The organism is Xanthomonas sp. 4461, from assembly GCF_024806475.1.
GTDB classification, from domain to species: domain Bacteria; phylum Pseudomonadota; class Gammaproteobacteria; order Xanthomonadales; family Xanthomonadaceae; genus Xanthomonas; species Xanthomonas arboricola_F.
Genome location: NZ_JANTYV010000010.1, coordinates 1 through 16,344 on the forward strand (window position 1 = coordinate 1; position 16,344 = coordinate 16,344).

Below are 16,344 nucleotides of genomic sequence, written 5' to 3' on the forward strand. Positions count from 1 at the left end.
CGCGATTCGCGAAGGCGGCCGTACCGTCGGCGCCGGCGTGGTTGCCAAGGTCATCAAGTAAGCAATACCTGCAGTTCGGCGGCTTCGGTCGCCGAATTTGCGCGAATGGCGGGCCGGCTGAACCGCGGTCCGCCTTCGTTGTCTTAGGGTTTGCGGTAAACGAGTACATACGCCAGTAGCTCAATTGGCAGAGCAGCGGTCTCCAAAACCGCAGGTTGGGGGTTCGAGTCCCTCCTGGCGTGCCACTCCTCTTTCCGGCCCAGCGATTCGGGTCAGATCGGTAACTAGAGCCGGATGAATAGCAAAATCGAGCCTTCCAAAAGCGCGTCTGCTGCCAGCGCTGATATCGTGAAATACGTGCTCTCCGCGATCCTGGTGGTTGCGGGGCTGTTTGTGTGGTTCTGGTTTTCTGCACCGGAGCGCGCCACGCAGCTGGGAGCCTGGACGCCGCAGTTGCGTGCGCTGGCTGTCATCGTCGGGCTGGTGGCAGGTGCATTTGTCTTTCTGGGGACCGGCAAAGGCCGGGAAACCCGCGAATTCATGTCCGAATCCAGGTTTGAGTTGCGTAAGGTGGTCTGGCCAACGCGTCAGGAAGCCATTCGCACGACCTGGGTCGTGATTGTTGTTGTGATCATTCTGAGTTTGCTGTTGGGCGGCTTCGACTTCGTCATCCAGAAGCTCACGCAGTGGTTCCTGGCTCGTTGAGGAGAATCAAGCAGTGAAGCGTTGGTACGTCGTTCACGCCTATTCAGGCTTTGAAAAATCTGTTGCGCAGGCGCTGCGCGATCGCATCGTCCGCACCGAGATGGAAGATCGTTTCGGTGAAGTGCTGGTGCCGACCGAAGAGGTCATCGAGATGCGCGCCGGCCAGAAGCGTCGGTCCGAGCGTAAGTTCTTTCCCGGCTACGTGCTGGTCCAGATCGAAACCCACGAAGAAGCCGGTATTCCGCGCATCGACAACGAAAGCTGGCATCTGGTGAAGGAAACTTCCAAGGTGATGGGTTTCATTGGCGGTACCGCTGATCGTCCGTTGCCGATTCGCGACGAAGAGGCCGATGCGATCCTGCAGCGTGTGCAGGATGGTGTCGAAAAGCCGCGTCCGAAGGTGTTGTTCGAGCCGGGTCAGATGGTGCGTGTCACCGATGGCCCGTTCAACGACTTCAATGGCGTTGTTGAAGAAGTCAACTACGAGAAGAGCCGGTTGCGTGTCGCCGTGCTCATCTTTGGTCGCTCCACGCCGGTCGAGCTTGAGTTCGGCCAGGTCGAGAAGGGCTGACCCGAGCAGGCGCCTGCTAGGCGCCTGCCTTGAATGCTGCTATAGTGCGCGGCTCGCTGACCTGGCGACCGCCGGGTAAACAATGGCTGCCGCATGGCGGCCATCAGCGTGTTGTACGCAACGCGACGCCGGGACGCGTGATTCTCCCGGTCCGATGGGGAGCCTGTTGTCAGGCGTTAGCACCCGGAGAGTATTGAAATGGCTAAGAAAATAACTGCCTACATCAAGTTGCAGGTCAAGGCCGGTCAGGCCAATCCTGCACCGCCGGTCGGCCCTGCACTGGGTCAGCGCGGTTTGAACATCATGGAATTCTGCAAGGCGTTCAACGCTGCGACCTCCAAGCTGGAGCCGGGTTTGCCGACGCCGGTGATCATCACCGCGTATTCCGATCGTACCTTCACCTTCGTGACCAAGAGCACCCCGGCAAGCGTGCTGCTCAAGAAGGCGGCGGGCGTGACTTCCGGTTCGAAGCGTCCTAACAGCGACAAGGTCGGCAAGGTGACGCGCAAGCAGCTGGAAGAGATCGCCAAGACCAAGGAAGCCGATCTGACGGCGGCCGAGCTCGAAGCGGCAGTTCGCACGATTGCGGGTACCGCCCGCAGCATGGGTTTGACGGTGGAGGGCTAAGACATGGCACAGAACAAGCGCGTTAAGGCCATTGCGGCCGCAGTCGTTCCGGGCAAGAGCTATGCCTTCGAAGACGCAATCAAGATCCTGAAGACCGCCACCAAGGCCAAGTTCGTCGAATCCATCGACGTCGCCGTGCGCCTGGGCGTGGACGCCAAGAAGTCCGATCAGCAGGTACGCGGTTCGACCGTGCTTCCCGCCGGTACCGGCAAGAGCGTGCGCGTTGCAGTGTTCGCACCGGCAGGCGCCAAGGCTGACGAAGCCCTGGCTGCGGGCGCCGAGGCAGTGGGCATGGACGACCTGGCCGAGAAGATGCAGGCCGGTGATCTGAACTACGACGTGGTCATTGCGACTCCGGACGCCATGCGCGTTGTCGGTAAGCTGGGCACCCTGCTGGGTCCGCGCGGCCTGATGCCGAACCCGAAGGTCGGCACCGTGTCGGCCAACCCGGGCGAAGCGGTCAAGAACGCCAAGTCGGGCCAGGTGCGTTACCGCACCGACAAGGCCGGCATCATCCACTGCACCATCGGCAAGGCCAGCTTCGACGACGAAGCGCTGAAGTCGAACCTGCAGGCGCTGCTGCTGGATCTGGTCAAGGCCAAGCCGGCGACCTCGAAGGGCACCTACCTGCAGAAGGTATCGGTCAGCTCGACGATGGGCCCGGGCGTGACGGTTGATCAGTCGAGCCTGTCGCTGAAGTAATCGAACGTGTCGGGCGTCATGTGCCTGACGTGTTTGTGCAGTACTGCATTGTTTTTCCGGCCCGGGTTACCGTGTGCTGGGAGTCCGTTCCCTCCTTTGGGGTAACGGACATTTTGAAGGCGATCGCCGGCATGTTCGGCGGTAGCCGTCAAAGACCGCAGGCGCGGTCAGCGCAGATCGACGACGGGCAGGGATGCTCGCACTGGCCTGGAGTCGCCGTCGATGCAGCGGGATCGCTTAATTGGTTCGTTTCGAACTGGCCGGCGTAGATGGTGTCGCCCTTCTGGAGTTTTCTGGTTTACGCGCGTCTGGGACATCCCGGATCGAGCCCACTCCAGGTCTAGAACGGCCACCAAAGGAACATCGGTCGATGTTCCCGGCTTCCAGGAAGGAGGCTGCCCTGGACCGCAACCGGCAGGAGCCGCGAGCGGAGTAGTTTGAAGCGGGGATTAGGGATTTGGCATTGGGGATTTGCAGGAGCGGCTTCATGGCTTTCGACGAATCACCAATCACCAATCACCAATCCCGGCTTTAACGGAGGAGTGCAATGGCTCTCAATCTGTCCCAGAAGCAAGAAGTAGTCGCCGAGCTGGCAGACATCGCCGCCAAGGCCCACTCCCTGATCGCCGCCGAATACGCTGGCACCACGGTCTCCCAGATGACCGCGATGCGCAAGCAGGCCCGCGAAACCGGTGTGTTCTTGAAAGTTGTCAAGAACACCCTGGCCGTGCGTGCCGTCGAAGGTACCGAATTTGCTGTCGCGTCTGACAAGCTGGTCGGTCCTTTGGTGTATGCGTTTTCGATGGAGGAGCCCGGCGCTGCCGGTCGCCTGATCAAGGAATTTGCCAAGAGCAACGACAAGCTGCAGGCCAAGGTTGTGGCAATCGGCGGGGAACTGTTCCCGGCCAGCCACGTCGACGTGTTGGCTTCGCTGCCGACCCGCGATCAGGCTCTGGCGATGCTGGCACGCGTGCTGTCCGAACCGGCTGCCATGTTCGCCCGTGCCGTCAAGGCCGTTGGCGACAAGCAGGGTGGTGGCGACGAAGCCGCCGCGCCGGTCGCCGAGACTGCCGAAGCTTGATGTCCTAGCGTCTGCTAGAAACCATTCCAGAATCAATTTCTAAAAGGTAATCACAATGTCCCTTACCAACGAACAGATCGTCGACGCCATCGCCGAGAAGTCCCTGATGGAAGTGATGGAGCTGGTCAAGGCCATCGAAGAAAAGTTCGGCGTCTCCGCCGCCGCCCCGGTCGCTGCCGCTGCAGCCGGCCCGGCCGCCGTGGTCGAAGAGCAGACCGAGTTCAACGTGGTGCTGACCAACTGCGGCGCCAACAAGGTCGGCGTCATCAAGGCCGTCCGTGCCGTGACCGGCCTGGGTCTGAAGGAAGCCAAGGACCTGACCGAAGCCGGTGGCATGCTGAAGGAAGGCGCCACCAAGGACGAAGCCGAGAAGATCAAGAAAGAACTGACCGAAGCCGGCGCGACTGTCGAAATCAAGTAAGCAATACCTTGCATCGCCAGCGTTTCATGGTGATGCACTGAAGGCTGGGAGCGTAGAGCTCCCGGCCTTTGGCCGTTGATGGAAAGCCGGGATTTGAGCGGCGGAATTCGGGATTCGAAGGCAATCTTCGCGCATCCCCAATCCCGCCATCCCCAATCCCCGCTTCACCGAGTTGGTAGTTGGAAGTAGCGGGAGAAGGCGTGCTGGTGCCGGCAATACCAGCGACTTCCAACTGACAATTTTGTTATTTCAGGGCCGCCGCGACGCGGCCCCCGCAGCCTAGGGTGAAGACCTCATGACGTCTTATTCGTTCACCGAAAAAAAGCGTATCCGCAAGGATTTCGGTAAGCAGCGCTCGATCCTCGAAGTGCCGTTCCTGCTTGCTATCCAGGTGGATTCCTACCGCGAATTCCTGCAGGAAGACGTGGAGCCGACCAAGCGCAAGGACCTCGGTCTGCATGCCGCTCTGAAGTCGGTGTTCCCGATCTCTAGCTACAGCGGCAACGCTGCGCTCGAGTACGTGGGCTACAAGCTGGGTCAGCCGGTGTTTGACGAGCGTGAATGCCGTCAGCGCGGAATGAGCTATGGCGCGCCGCTGCGCGTGACCGTGCGCCTGGTGATCTACGACCGCGAGTCGTCGACCAAGGCCATCAAGTACGTGAAGGAGCAGGAGGTCTACCTCGGCGAAATCCCGCTGATGACCGGCAACGGTACCTTCATCGTCAACGGCACCGAGCGCGTGATCGTGTCGCAGCTGCACCGCTCGCCGGGTGTGTTCTTCGACCACGACCGTGGCAAGACCCACAGCTCGGGCAAGCTGCTGTACAGCGCCCGCATCATTCCGTACCGCGGTTCCTGGCTGGACTTCGAGTTCGACCCGAAGGACGCGCTGTTCACCCGTATCGACCGTCGCCGCAAGCTGCCGGTGTCGATCCTGCTGCGCGCGCTCGGCTACAGCAACGAAGAGATGCTGGCCGAGTTCTTCGAGATCAACACCTTCCATATCAACCCGGACGAAGGCGTGCAGCTGGAGCTGGTGCCGGAGCGTCTGCGTGGTGAAACGCTGAACTTCGACCTGGCCGATGGCGACAAGGTCATCGTGGAAGCGGGCAAGCGCATCACTGCCCGTCACGTCAAGCAGCTGGAAGCCGCCGGCGTCGCCGCGCTGGCCGTGCCGGACGACTACCTGGTCGGCCGCATCCTGTCGCACGACGTGGTCGATGGCTCGACCGGCGAACTGCTGGCCAATGCCAATGACGAGATCAGCGAAGACCAGCTGGCTGCCTTCCGCAAGGCCGGCGTCGACGCGGTGGGCACCCTGTGGGTGAACGATCTGGATCGTGGCCCGTACCTGTCCAACACCTTGCGCATCGATCCGACCAAGACCCAGCTGGAAGCGCTGGTCGAGATCTACCGCATGATGCGTCCGGGCGAGCCGCCGACCAAGGAAGCCGCGCAGAACCTGTTCCACAACCTGTTCTTCACCTTCGAGCGTTACGACCTGTCCACGGTCGGCCGCATGAAGTTCAACCGTCGCGTCGGCCGTAAGGACGTGCTGGGCGAGTCGGTGCTGTACGACAAGAAGTACTTCGCCGAGCGTAACGACGAAGAATCCAAGCGCCTGGTCGCCGAGCACACCGACACCTCCGACATCCTGGAAGTGATCAAGGTGCTGACCGAGATCCGTAACGGTCGCGGCGTGGTCGATGACATCGATCACCTGGGTAACCGTCGCGTGCGTTCGGTCGGCGAAATGGCCGAGAACGTGTTCCGCGTGGGCCTGGTTCGCGTCGAGCGCGCGGTCAAGGAACGCCTGTCGATGGCCGAATCCGAAGGCCTGACCCCGCAGGAACTGATCAACGCCAAGCCGGTGGCTGCGGCGATCAAGGAATTCTTCGGCTCCTCGCAGCTGTCGCAGTTCATGGACCAGAACAACCCGCTGTCGGAAGTGACGCACAAGCGTCGCGTCTCCGCACTGGGCCCGGGCGGCCTGACCCGCGAGCGCGCCGGCTTCGAAGTGCGCGACGTGCACCCGACCCATTACGGACGCGTCTGCACCATCGAAACGCCGGAAGGCCCGAACATCGGCCTGATCAACTCGCTGGCCGTGTTCGCCCGCACCAACCAGTACGGCTTCCTCGAGACGCCGTACCGCAAGGTGCTGGACGGCAAGGTCTCCGACGACGTCGAGTACCTGTCGGCGATCGAGGAAAACGAGTACGTGATCGCCCAGGCGAACGCGCTGACCGACGCCAAGAACATGCTCACCGAGCAGTTCGTGCCGTGCCGGTTCCAGGGTGAGTCGTTGCTGAAGCCGCCGGCCGAAGTGCACTTCATGGACGTGTCGCCGATGCAGACCGTGTCGGTCGCCGCGGCGCTGGTGCCGTTCCTGGAACACGACGACGCCAACCGCGCATTGATGGGCGCCAACATGCAGCGCCAGGCCGTGCCGACGCTGCGTTCGCAAAAGCCGCTGGTCGGTACCGGCATCGAGCGTGCGGTGGCGCGCGACTCCGGCGTGACCGTCAATGCGTTGCGTGGTGGCGTGATCGAACAGATCGACGCGGCCCGCATCGTGGTCAAGGTCAACGAGGCAGAAATCGGCGGCGGCACCGATGCCGGCGTGGATATCTACAACCTGATCAAGTACACCCGCTCCAACCAGAACACCTGCATCAACCAGCGTCCGCTGGTGAACGTGGGAGACGTGATCGCGCGCGGCGACGTGCTGGCCGACGGCCCGTCCACCGACATCGGTGAGCTGGCCCTGGGCCAGAACATGCTGATCGCGTTCATGCCGTGGAACGGCTACAACTTCGAAGACTCCATCCTGCTCTCCGAGCGCGTGGTGGAAGAGGATCGTTACACCACGATCCACATCGAAGAGCTGACCTGCGTTGCGCGCGACACCAAGCTGGGGCCGGAGGAAATTTCCGCCGACATCCCGAACGTGTCCGAGCAGGCACTGAACCGTCTGGACGAGAGCGGCGTGGTGTACATCGGTGCGGAAGTGCGCGCCGGCGACATCATGGTCGGCAAGGTCACGCCGAAGGGCGAGAGCCAGCTGACTCCGGAAGAAAAGCTGCTGCGTGCGATCTTCGGTGAGAAGGCGTCCGACGTGAAGGACAGCTCGCTGCGCGTGCCCCCGGGCATGGACGGCACCGTCATCGACGTGCAGGTCTTCACCCGCGACGGCATCGAGAAGGACAAGCGTGCGCGTCAGATCGAAGAGTCCGAAATCAAGCGCGTCAAGAAGGACTTCGACGACCAGTTCCGCATCCTGGAAGCGGCCATCTACGCACGTCTGCGCTCGCAGATCGTGGGCAAGGTCGCCAACGGCGGTCCGAACCTGAAGAAGGGCGACAACGTCACCGACGCGTACCTGGACGGGCTGAAGAAGTCCGATTGGTTCCAGTTGCGCATGAAGGACGAAGACGCTGCCGACGCCATCGAGCGCGCGCAGAAGCAGATCCAGGCGCACGAGAAGGAATTCGAAGCACGCTTTGCCGACAAGCGCGGCAAGATCACCCAGGGCGACGACCTCGCACCGGGCGTGCTGAAGATGGTCAAGGTGTTCCTGGCCGTGAAGCGCCGCATCCAGCCGGGCGACAAGATGGCCGGCCGCCACGGCAACAAGGGTGTGGTCTCCAATGTCGTGCCGGTCGAGGACATGCCGTACATGGCCACCGGCGAGCCGGTCGACATCGTGCTGAACCCGCTCGGCGTGCCGTCGCGTATGAACATCGGCCAGATTCTGGAAGTGCATCTGGGCTGGGCCGCCAAGGGCTTGGGTCGCAAGATCCAGCGCATGCTGGAAGCCCAGGCGGCGGTCAGCGAGCTGCGCAAGTTCCTGGACGACATCTACAACCACGACAGCGCGATCAATGCACAGCGCGTGGATCTGTCGCAGTTCAGCGATGAGGAGCTGCTCAACCTGGGCAAGAACCTGATCGATGGCGTGCCGATGGCTACCCCGGTGTTCGACGGCGCCAGCGAAGCGGAAATCAAGCGCATGCTGGAACTGGCCGAGCTGCCGCAGAGCGGTCAGACCCAGTTGTACGACGGTCGTACCGGCGAAGCGTTCGATCGCAAGACCACCGTCGGCTACATGCACTACCTGAAGTTGAACCACCTGGTCGACGACAAGATGCATGCACGCTCGACCGGCCCGTACTCGCTCGTCACCCAGCAGCCGCTGGGCGGCAAGGCGCAGTTCGGTGGTCAGCGCTTCGGTGAGATGGAAGTCTGGGCGCTGGAAGCCTACGGCGCGGCCTACACCCTGCAGGAAATGCTGACGGTGAAGTCCGACGACGTGCAGGGCCGCAACCAGATGTACAAGAACATCGTCGATGGTGAGCACGAGATGGTCGCGGGCATGCCGGAATCCTTCAACGTGTTGGTGAAGGAAATCCGCTCGCTGGCGATCAACATGGAACTGGAAGAGTGATCGAGCCGGACCCCGGCGCCGTGATGCGGTGCCGGGAGCCGGAACGCAAGACCCTCGGTTTCATCTCAGATACGAAATTCCTCCGACCCGGAGATATCAAATGAAAGACCTGCTCAACCTCTTCAATCAGCAGCGCCAGACGCTGGATTTCGACGCGATCAAGATCGCGCTGGCGTCGCCGGACCTGATCCGTTCGTGGTCCTACGGCGAAGTGAAGAAGCCCGAAACCATCAACTACCGCACCTTCAAGCCGGAGCGTGACGGCCTGTTCTGTGCCGCAATCTTTGGTCCGATCAAGGACTACGAGTGCCTGTGCGGCAAGTACAAGCGCATGAAGCACCGCGGCGTGGTCTGCGAAAAGTGCGGTACCGAAGTCACCCTGGCCAAGGTGCGTCGCGAGCGTATGGGTCACATCGACCTGGCCTCGCCGGTCGCGCACATCTGGTTCCTCAAGTCGCTGCCTTCGCGCATCGGCCTGATGCTGGACATGACCCTGCGCGACATCGAGCGCGTGCTGTACTTCGAAGCCTACGTGGTCACCGAGCCGGGCCTGACTCCGCTCGAGCGCCGCCAGCTGCTGACCGAAGAGCAGTACCTGACCGCACGCCAGGAGTACAACGACGACTTCGACGCCGCCATGGGCGCCGAGGCCGTGTACGAGCTGCTGCGCACGATCGACCTGCAGTCGGAAATGACCCGCCTGCGCGAGGAAATCGCCAGCACCGGTTCGGAAACCAAGCTCAAGCGCCTCACCAAGCGCATCAAGCTGATCGAAGCCTTCCTGGAATCGGGCAACCGTCCGGAGTGGATGGTCATGACCGTGCTTCCCGTGCTGCCGCCGGACCTGCGTCCGCTGGTGCCGCTGGATGGTGGCCGTTTCGCGACTTCGGATCTGAACGATCTGTACCGCCGCGTGATCAACCGCAACAACCGCCTGCGTCGCCTGCTCGAGCTCAATGCGCCGGACATCATCGTGCGCAACGAAAAGCGCATGCTGCAGGAATCGGTCGATGCGCTGCTGGACAACGGCCGTCGCGGCCGTGCCATCACCGGCACCAACAAGCGTCCGCTGAAGTCGCTGGCCGACATGATCAAGGGCAAGCAGGGCCGGTTCCGTCAGAACCTGCTCGGCAAGCGCGTGGACTACTCCGGTCGTTCGGTCATCACCGTCGGTCCGTACCTCAAGCTGCACCAGTGCGGCCTGCCGAAGAAGATGGCGCTGGAGCTGTTCAAGCCGTTCGTGTTCGCCAAGCTGCAGCGTCGTGGCCTGGCCACCACCATCAAGGCCGCCAAGAAGCTGGTCGAGCGCGAAGAAGCCGAAGTCTGGGACATCCTCGAAGAAGTGATCCGCGAGCATCCGGTGCTGCTGAACCGTGCGCCGACCCTGCACCGTCTGGGCATCCAGGCGTTCGAACCGGTGTTGATCGAAGGCAAGGCCATCCAGCTGCATCCGCTGGTGTGTACCGCGTTCAACGCCGACTTCGACGGTGACCAGATGGCCGTCCACGTGCCGCTCTCGCTGGAAGCCCAGCTGGAAGCGCGTGCGCTGATGATGTCCACCAACAACATCCTGTCGCCGGCCAACGGCGAGCCGATCATCGTGCCGTCGCAGGACGTGGTGTTGGGCCTGTACTACATGAGCCGCGCCCTGGAGAACAAGAAGGGCGAGGGCATGGTGTTTGCCAACACCAGCGAAGTGAAGCGCGCCTACGACAACCGCGTGGTGGAACTGCACGCCAAGGTCAAGGTCCGCATCACCCAGGTGGACGTTGACGCCGTCGATGGCAAGCGCACCAGCGGCACCTCGATCGTGGACACCACGGTCGGTCGTGCGCTGTTGAGCGAAATCCTGCCCGAAGGCCTGCCGTTCCAGCTGGCCAACACCGAGATGACCAAGAAGAACATCTCGCGTCTGATCAACTCCAGCTACCGTCTGCTGGGTTTGAAGGACACCGTCGTGTTCGCCGACAAGCTGATGTACACCGGCTACGCCTACGCCACCCGCGCAGGCGTGTCGATCGGCATCGACGACATGCTGATCCCTGACGAGAAGAAGGGCATCCTCACCGAGGCCGAAGCCGAAGTGCTGGAAATCCAGGAGCAGTACCAGTCGGGCCTGGTCACCGCCGGCGAGCGCTACAACAAGGTCGTGGACATCTGGTCGCGTACCAGCGAGCGCATCGCCAAGGCGATGATGGACACCATCGGTACCGAGAAGGTCGAAAATGCCAAGGGCGAAACCATCGACCAGAAGTCGATGAATTCGCTGTACATCATGGCCGACTCCGGTGCGCGTGGTAGCCAGGCGCAGATCCGTCAGCTGGCCGGTATGCGCGGCCTGATGGCGCGTCCGGACGGCTCGATCATCGAGACGCCCATCAAGGCCAACTTCCGCGAAGGCCTGAACGTGCAGGAGTACTTCAACTCCACCCACGGTGCCCGTAAGGGTCTGGCCGATACCGCGCTCAAGACCGCGAACTCGGGTTATCTGACCCGTCGTCTGGTCGACGTCGCGCAGGACGTGGTGATCACCGAAGTCGATTGCGGCACCACCGAGGGGTTGATCATGACCCCGATCGTGGAAGGCGGCGACGTGGTGGAGCCGTTGAAGGAGCGCGTGCTGGGTCGTGTCGTGGCCGAGGATGTGTACCTGCCGGGCAACGACGAAGAACCCATCGTCACCCGCAACACGCTGCTCGACGAAGCCTGGGTTGCCAAGCTGGAAGACGCCAGCGTGCAGTCGGTGAAGGTGCGCTCGACCATCAGCTGCGAGTCCTCGTTCGGCGTGTGCGCACGTTGCTACGGTCGCGATCTCGCACGCGGTCACCAGGTCAACATCGGTGAAGCGGTCGGCGTCATCGCCGCCCAGTCGATCGGTGAGCCGGGTACCCAGCTGACCATGCGTACGTTCCACATCGGTGGTGCGGCATCGCGTGCGGCGGCAGTGGACAACATCACCGTCAAGACCACCGGTTCGATCAAGTTCAACAACTTGAAGTCGGTCGAGCATGCCAATGGCTCGCTGGTTGCGGTCTCGCGTTCGGGCGAACTGTCCGTGCTCGACGGCCACGGTCGCGAACGCGAGCGTTACAAGCTGCCGTACGGCGCCACCATCACCGCAAAGGACGGCGATGCGGTCAAGGCCGGGCAGGGCGTGGCCAACTGGGATCCGCATAACCATCCGATCGTGTCGGAAGTGGCCGGTTTCATCCGCTTCATCGACTTCGTCGACGGCGTCACCGTCATCGAGAAGACCGACGAGCTGACCGGCCTGGCGTCGCGCGAAATCACCGACCCGAAGCGTCGCGGTGCACAGGCCAAGGAACTGCGCCCGATCGTGCGCATCGTCGATGGCAAGGGCAACGACCTGACCATCCCGAACACCGATCTGCCGGCGCAGTACCTGCTGCCGCCGCGCTCCATCGTCAACCTGCAGGACGGCGCTGCCGTCGGCGTGGGAGACGTGGTTGCGAAGATTCCGCAGGAAGCGTCCAAGACCCGCGACATCACCGGTGGTCTGCCGCGCGTTGCCGACCTGTTCGAAGCACGCAAGCCGAAGGATCCGGCGATCCTGGCCGAGCGCTCGGGCATCATCAGTTTCGGTAAGGACACCAAGGGTAAGCAGCGCCTGATCATCAAGGACACCGATGGTTCGGAACACGAAGAGCTGATCCCGAAGTACCGCCAGATCATCGTGTTCGAAGGCGAGCACGTGACCAAGGGCGAAACCGTGGTGGACGGCGAGCCGAGCCCGCAGGACATCCTGCGTCTGCTGGGTGTCGAGCCGCTGGCCGCGTATCTGGTCAAGGAAATCCAGGACGTGTATCGCCTGCAGGGCGTGAAGATCAACGACAAGCACATCGAAGTGATCACGCGTCAGATGTTGCGCAAGGTCGAGATCGTCGACCAGGGCAACAGCAAGTTCCTCAACGGCGAGCAGGTCGAGCGCCAGCGCGTCATCGAGGAAAATGCACGCCTGACCACGCGCAACGAACTGCCGGCCAAGTACGACCCGGTGTTGCTGGGTATCACCAAGGCCTCGCTGGCCACCGAGTCGTTCATCTCGGCGGCGTCGTTCCAGGAGACCACCCGCGTGTTGACCGAGGCTGCCGTGCGCGGTACCCGCGACAACCTGCGCGGTCTGAAGGAAAACGTGATCGTGGGCCGTCTGATCCCGGCCGGTACCGGTCTGGCGTATCACGCCGGCCGTCGCAAGTCTTCGGGTCTGACCGACTCGGAAATGGAAACGCTGTCGGGCAAGCCCGCAGTGGCCGAACCGGTCGCAGCCGTGGCCGACGCTGGCGCGGACGAGGAGTAAGCGCTCCGACGGCAGTCGCAAGACTGCCGTAAGCCAGGCGAAAAGGAGGGCAGGAGGCCCTCCGTTTTCCGGCCTTTGGATGGGCCAGCAGGGTTAGGTTTCCGTGAAGTTGACGGAGTTTCGTCCTGCCAGCTATACTTCTCTGTCTCGGTGGGCCGTTTCGCGGCCTGCCTTCGTTTTCATGCAAGGCCGTTTCGGCCTCCAATCAGAAGAATCGACTGATGGCAACGATCAATCAGCTGGTCCGCAAGCCCCGGCAAGCGACCACCTACAAGAGTGCCTCTCCGGCACTGGACAAGTGCCCGCAGCGCCGTGGCGTCTGCACACGCGTCTATACCACTACCCCGAAGAAGCCGAACTCGGCCCTGCGTAAGGTCGCCAAAGTGCGCCTGACGAACCAGGAAGAGGTCATCAGCTACATCGGTGGTGAAGGCCACAACCTGCAGGAGCACTCCGTGGTCCTGATTCGTGGTGGTCGCGTCAAGGATCTTCCCGGTGTGCGTTATCACACCGTCCGTGGTTCGCTGGACGCCGCCGGCGTCGCAAAGCGCCGTCAAGGTCGTTCCAAGTACGGCGCCAAGCGCCCGAAGAGCTAAGGAAATACTCCAATGTCCCGTAAAGGTTCTACTCCGCAGCGCACCGTCCTGCCTGATCCCAAGCATGGCAGCGAAACCATTGCCCGCTTCATCAATATGGTGATGCAAAGTGGCAAGAAGTCGGTTGCTGAGAAAATTGTCTATGGCGCGATGGACGTCATTGGCGAAAAGAATCCGAATGCCGTCGAGCTAGTGCAGAAAGCACTGGACAACGTGGCCCCGGCTGTCGAAGTCAAATCGCGTCGCGTCGGTGGTGCTACCTATCAGGTGCCCGTCGAAGTGCGCTCCTCCCGTCGCATGGCGCTGGCAATGCGCTGGTTGATCGATTCCGCGCGCAAGCGTGGCGAGAACACCATGCCGCGCAAGCTGGCTGCAGAACTGTTGGACGCCTCGGAAAGCCGTGGCGGCGCGATCAAGAAGCGCGAAGAGACCCACCGCATGGCGGAAGCGAACAAGGCGTTCGCACACTACCGCTGGTGACCTCGGGGGCCTTGGTAACGGGGCCCTTCAGCACCATATGAGTGCTGTTTGCGACGCTTCTCGCGTCGCATCCAATCCGAAGGCCGCCGAAAGGCGGCGTTCGGCCATCCGAAATCCAAGAAATTGAGAGGCTCCCCGTGGCCCGCACCACCCCTATCGAGCGTTACCGCAACTTCGGCATCATGGCCCACATCGATGCCGGCAAGACCACCACTTCCGAGCGCATCCTGTTCTACACCGGTGTCAGTCACAAGATCGGCGAAGTCCACGACGGCGCTGCAGTGATGGACTGGATGGAGCAGGAGCAGGAGCGTGGTATCACCATCACCTCCGCTGCGACCACTGCGTTCTGGTCGGGTATGGACAAGTCCATGCCGCAGCACCGCTTCAACATCATCGACACCCCCGGGCACGTCGACTTCACCATCGAAGTGGAGCGCTCCTTGCGCGTGCTCGATGGTGCGGTGTTCGTGCTGTGTGCCGTCGGTGGCGTGCAGCCGCAGTCCGAGACCGTGTGGCGCCAGGCCAACAAGTATTCCGTGCCGCGCATGGCCTTCGTCAACAAGATGGACCGTACCGGTGCCAACTTCGACAAGGTCGTTGAGCAGCTGAAGGCCCGTCTGGGTGCCTACGCCGTGCCGATGCAGGTGCCGATCGGCGCCGAAGACGGCTTCGAGGGCGTGGTCGACCTGCTCAAGATGAAGGCGATCCATTGGGATACAGCCTCGCAGGGCACCACCTTCGAATATCGCGATATTCCGGCCGATCTGGTCGAGATCGCGACCGAGGCGCGTTCGTTCATGGTCGAGGCGGCTGCAGAAGCCAGCGAAGACCTGATGGACAAGTACCTCACCGAAGGCGACCTGACCGAAGAAGAGATCCTGCAGGGTCTGCGCGAGCGCACCCTGAAGGTCGAGATCGTGCCGGTGTTCTGTGGTTCGGCGTTCAAGAACAAGGGCGTGCAGGCCATGCTCGACGGTGTCGTGCACCTGCTGCCGTCGCCTGCCGATCGTCCGCCGGTCCAGGGTATCGATGAAGACGAGAAGGACGACACCCGTCCCGCCACCGACACTGCGCCGTTCTCGGCGCTGGCGTTCAAGATCATGACCGACCCGTTCGTGGGTTCGCTGACGTTCTTCCGCGTCTACTCGGGCACCCTGAATTCGGGCGACCAGGTCTATAACCCGGTCAAGTCGAAGAAAGAGCGCGTGGGCCGCATCCTGCAGATGCACTCCAACAATCGGGAAGAGATCAAGGAAGTGCGCGCTGGCGACATCGCCGCTGCCGTGGGTCTGAAGGATGTCACCACCGGTGACACCCTGTGCGCGCAGGACAAGATCATCACCCTGGAGCGCATGGTGTTCCCGGAGCCGGTGATCTCGATGGCGGTGGAGCCCAAGACCAAGTCGGACCAGGAAAAGATGGGCATGGCCCTGGGCCGTCTGGCGCAGGAAGATCCCTCGTTCCGCGTCAAGACCGACGAAGAATCCGGCCAGACCATCATCTCCGGCATGGGCGAGTTGCACCTGGACATCATCGTCGACCGCATGCGTCGCGAGTTCAATGTCGAGGCAAACGTCGGCAAGCCGCAGGTGGCGTACCGCGAAACGATCCGCAAGTCCGACGTCAAGTCCGACTACAAGCACGCCAAGCAGTCCGGTGGTAAGGGTCAGTACGGTCACGTGGTGATCGAGCTGTCGCCGATGAGCGAGGAGGATCGCAAGAGCGACAACGTCAAGGACGATTTCCTCTTCATCAACGACATCACCGGCGGCATCATCCCGAAGGAATTCATCCCCTCGGTCGAAAAGGGCCTGCGCGAGACGATCACCAGTGGTCCGATCGCCGGCTTCCCGGTGGTGGGCGTGAAGGTCAAGCTGGTGTTCGGCTCGTACCACGACGTCGACTCCTCGGAAATGGCGTTCAAGCTGGCCGCGTCGATGGCGTTCAAGCAGGGCTTTGCGAAAGCCAGCCCGGTGTTGCTGGAGCCGATCATGAAGGTCGAAATCGTCAGCCCGGAGGATTACCTGGGTGACGTGATGGGCGACGTGAGCCGTCGTCGTGGCGTGCTGCAGGGTCAGGACGACAGCCCGTCGGGCAAGATCATCAACGCGATGATCCCGCTGGGCGAGATGTTCGGCTACGCGACCTCGCTGCGCTCGATGAGCCAGGGTCGTGCGACGTTCTCGATGGAATTCGACCATTACGAAGAGGCACCGGCCAACATCGCCGACGCCGTCACCAAGAAGGGCTGAGTTCGCTCAGCCGCTTCAAAAATTTTCCAATTAGAGGTAGATAAGTCATGGCAAAAGCTAAATTCGAGCGCACCAAGCTGCACGTCAATGTCGGCACCATCGGTCACGTTGACCATGGCAAGACCACGTTGACCGCTGCGC

Annotated in this window: 12 protein-coding genes and 1 tRNA gene; all 13 read left to right on the plus strand. The window is 62.0% G+C overall.

The window, feature by feature from the left end; all coding sequences use genetic code 11:
- Positions 1 to 169 precede the first annotated feature (169 nt).
- A tRNA-Trp gene (locus FHY19_RS22230) sits at positions 170 to 245 on the plus strand.
- Between the two features lie 49 nt (positions 246 to 294).
- Positions 295 to 705 (plus strand): preprotein translocase subunit SecE, encoded by a 411-nt coding sequence (gene secE / locus FHY19_RS22235; protein WP_046964549.1) that lies wholly within the window; start codon positions 295 to 297, stop codon positions 703 to 705.
- Positions 706 to 718: 13 nt separating this feature from the next.
- On the plus strand, positions 719 to 1,276 hold the full coding sequence (gene nusG / locus FHY19_RS22240) for a transcription termination/antitermination protein NusG (RefSeq protein ID WP_029219215.1): 558 nt from the start codon (positions 719 to 721) through the stop codon (positions 1,274 to 1,276).
- A gap of 198 nt (positions 1,277 to 1,474) precedes the next feature.
- The gene (gene rplK / locus FHY19_RS22245) at positions 1,475 to 1,903 is read left to right on the plus strand and encodes a 50S ribosomal protein L11 (protein ID WP_259160048.1); all 429 of its coding nucleotides are present in this window, start codon (positions 1,475 to 1,477) and stop codon (positions 1,901 to 1,903) included.
- A gap of 3 nt (positions 1,904 to 1,906) precedes the next feature.
- Complete coding sequence (gene rplA / locus FHY19_RS22250; protein WP_005993337.1) at positions 1,907 to 2,605, plus strand: 50S ribosomal protein L1; 699 nt, start codon at positions 1,907 to 1,909, stop codon at positions 2,603 to 2,605.
- A gap of 547 nt (positions 2,606 to 3,152) precedes the next feature.
- Positions 3,153 to 3,686 carry a 50S ribosomal protein L10 gene (gene rplJ / locus FHY19_RS22255; protein WP_005993339.1) on the plus strand — a complete coding sequence of 178 codons (534 nt, stop codon included), beginning with the start codon at positions 3,153 to 3,155 and terminating at the stop codon, positions 3,684 to 3,686.
- A gap of 55 nt (positions 3,687 to 3,741) precedes the next feature.
- Complete coding sequence (rplL, locus tag FHY19_RS22260; RefSeq protein WP_029219218.1) at positions 3,742 to 4,107, plus strand: 50S ribosomal protein L7/L12; 366 nt, start codon at positions 3,742 to 3,744, stop codon at positions 4,105 to 4,107.
- Positions 4,108 to 4,402: 295 nt separating this feature from the next.
- On the plus strand, positions 4,403 to 8,554 hold the full coding sequence (rpoB, locus tag FHY19_RS22265) for a DNA-directed RNA polymerase subunit beta (protein ID WP_046964546.1): 4,152 nt from the start codon (positions 4,403 to 4,405) through the stop codon (positions 8,552 to 8,554).
- Positions 8,555 to 8,654: 100 nt separating this feature from the next.
- Positions 8,655 to 12,872, plus strand: a complete 4,218-nt coding sequence (rpoC, locus tag FHY19_RS22270) for a DNA-directed RNA polymerase subunit beta' (RefSeq protein ID WP_046964545.1) — start codon at positions 8,655 to 8,657, stop codon at positions 12,870 to 12,872.
- A gap of 221 nt (positions 12,873 to 13,093) precedes the next feature.
- Positions 13,094 to 13,468 carry a 30S ribosomal protein S12 gene (gene rpsL, locus FHY19_RS22275; RefSeq protein ID WP_003469157.1) on the plus strand — a complete coding sequence of 125 codons (375 nt, stop codon included), beginning with the start codon at positions 13,094 to 13,096 and terminating at the stop codon, positions 13,466 to 13,468.
- 12 nt (positions 13,469 to 13,480) lie between these two features.
- Complete coding sequence (gene rpsG, locus FHY19_RS22280) at positions 13,481 to 13,948, plus strand: 30S ribosomal protein S7 (protein WP_005993356.1); 468 nt, start codon at positions 13,481 to 13,483, stop codon at positions 13,946 to 13,948.
- Positions 13,949 to 14,085: 137 nt separating this feature from the next.
- Complete coding sequence (fusA, locus tag FHY19_RS22285; protein ID WP_259168641.1) at positions 14,086 to 16,203, plus strand: elongation factor G; 2,118 nt, start codon at positions 14,086 to 14,088, stop codon at positions 16,201 to 16,203.
- 47 nt (positions 16,204 to 16,250) lie between these two features.
- On the plus strand, positions 16,251 to 16,344 hold a 94-nt coding region (locus FHY19_RS22290; RefSeq protein ID WP_259160053.1), incomplete at its 3' end, for a GTP-binding protein.

Coding starts and splice junctions, on each gene's coding strand:
- rpsL (WP_003469157.1), top strand. CDS start 13,094: ATGGCAACGATCAATCAGCTGGTCCGCAAGCCCCGGCAAGCGACCACC.
- rpsG (WP_005993356.1), top strand. CDS start 13,481: ATGTCCCGTAAAGGTTCTACTCCGCAGCGCACCGTCCTGCCTGATCCC.
- rpoB (WP_046964546.1), top strand. CDS start 4,403: ATGACGTCTTATTCGTTCACCGAAAAAAAGCGTATCCGCAAGGATTTC.
- rpoC (WP_046964545.1), top strand. CDS start 8,655: ATGAAAGACCTGCTCAACCTCTTCAATCAGCAGCGCCAGACGCTGGAT.
- rplA (WP_005993337.1), top strand. CDS start 1,907: ATGGCACAGAACAAGCGCGTTAAGGCCATTGCGGCCGCAGTCGTTCCG.
- rplK (WP_259160048.1), top strand. CDS start 1,475: ATGGCTAAGAAAATAACTGCCTACATCAAGTTGCAGGTCAAGGCCGGT.
- rplJ (WP_005993339.1), top strand. CDS start 3,153: ATGGCTCTCAATCTGTCCCAGAAGCAAGAAGTAGTCGCCGAGCTGGCA.
- secE (WP_046964549.1), top strand. CDS start 295: ATGAATAGCAAAATCGAGCCTTCCAAAAGCGCGTCTGCTGCCAGCGCT.
- rplL (WP_029219218.1), top strand. CDS start 3,742: ATGTCCCTTACCAACGAACAGATCGTCGACGCCATCGCCGAGAAGTCC.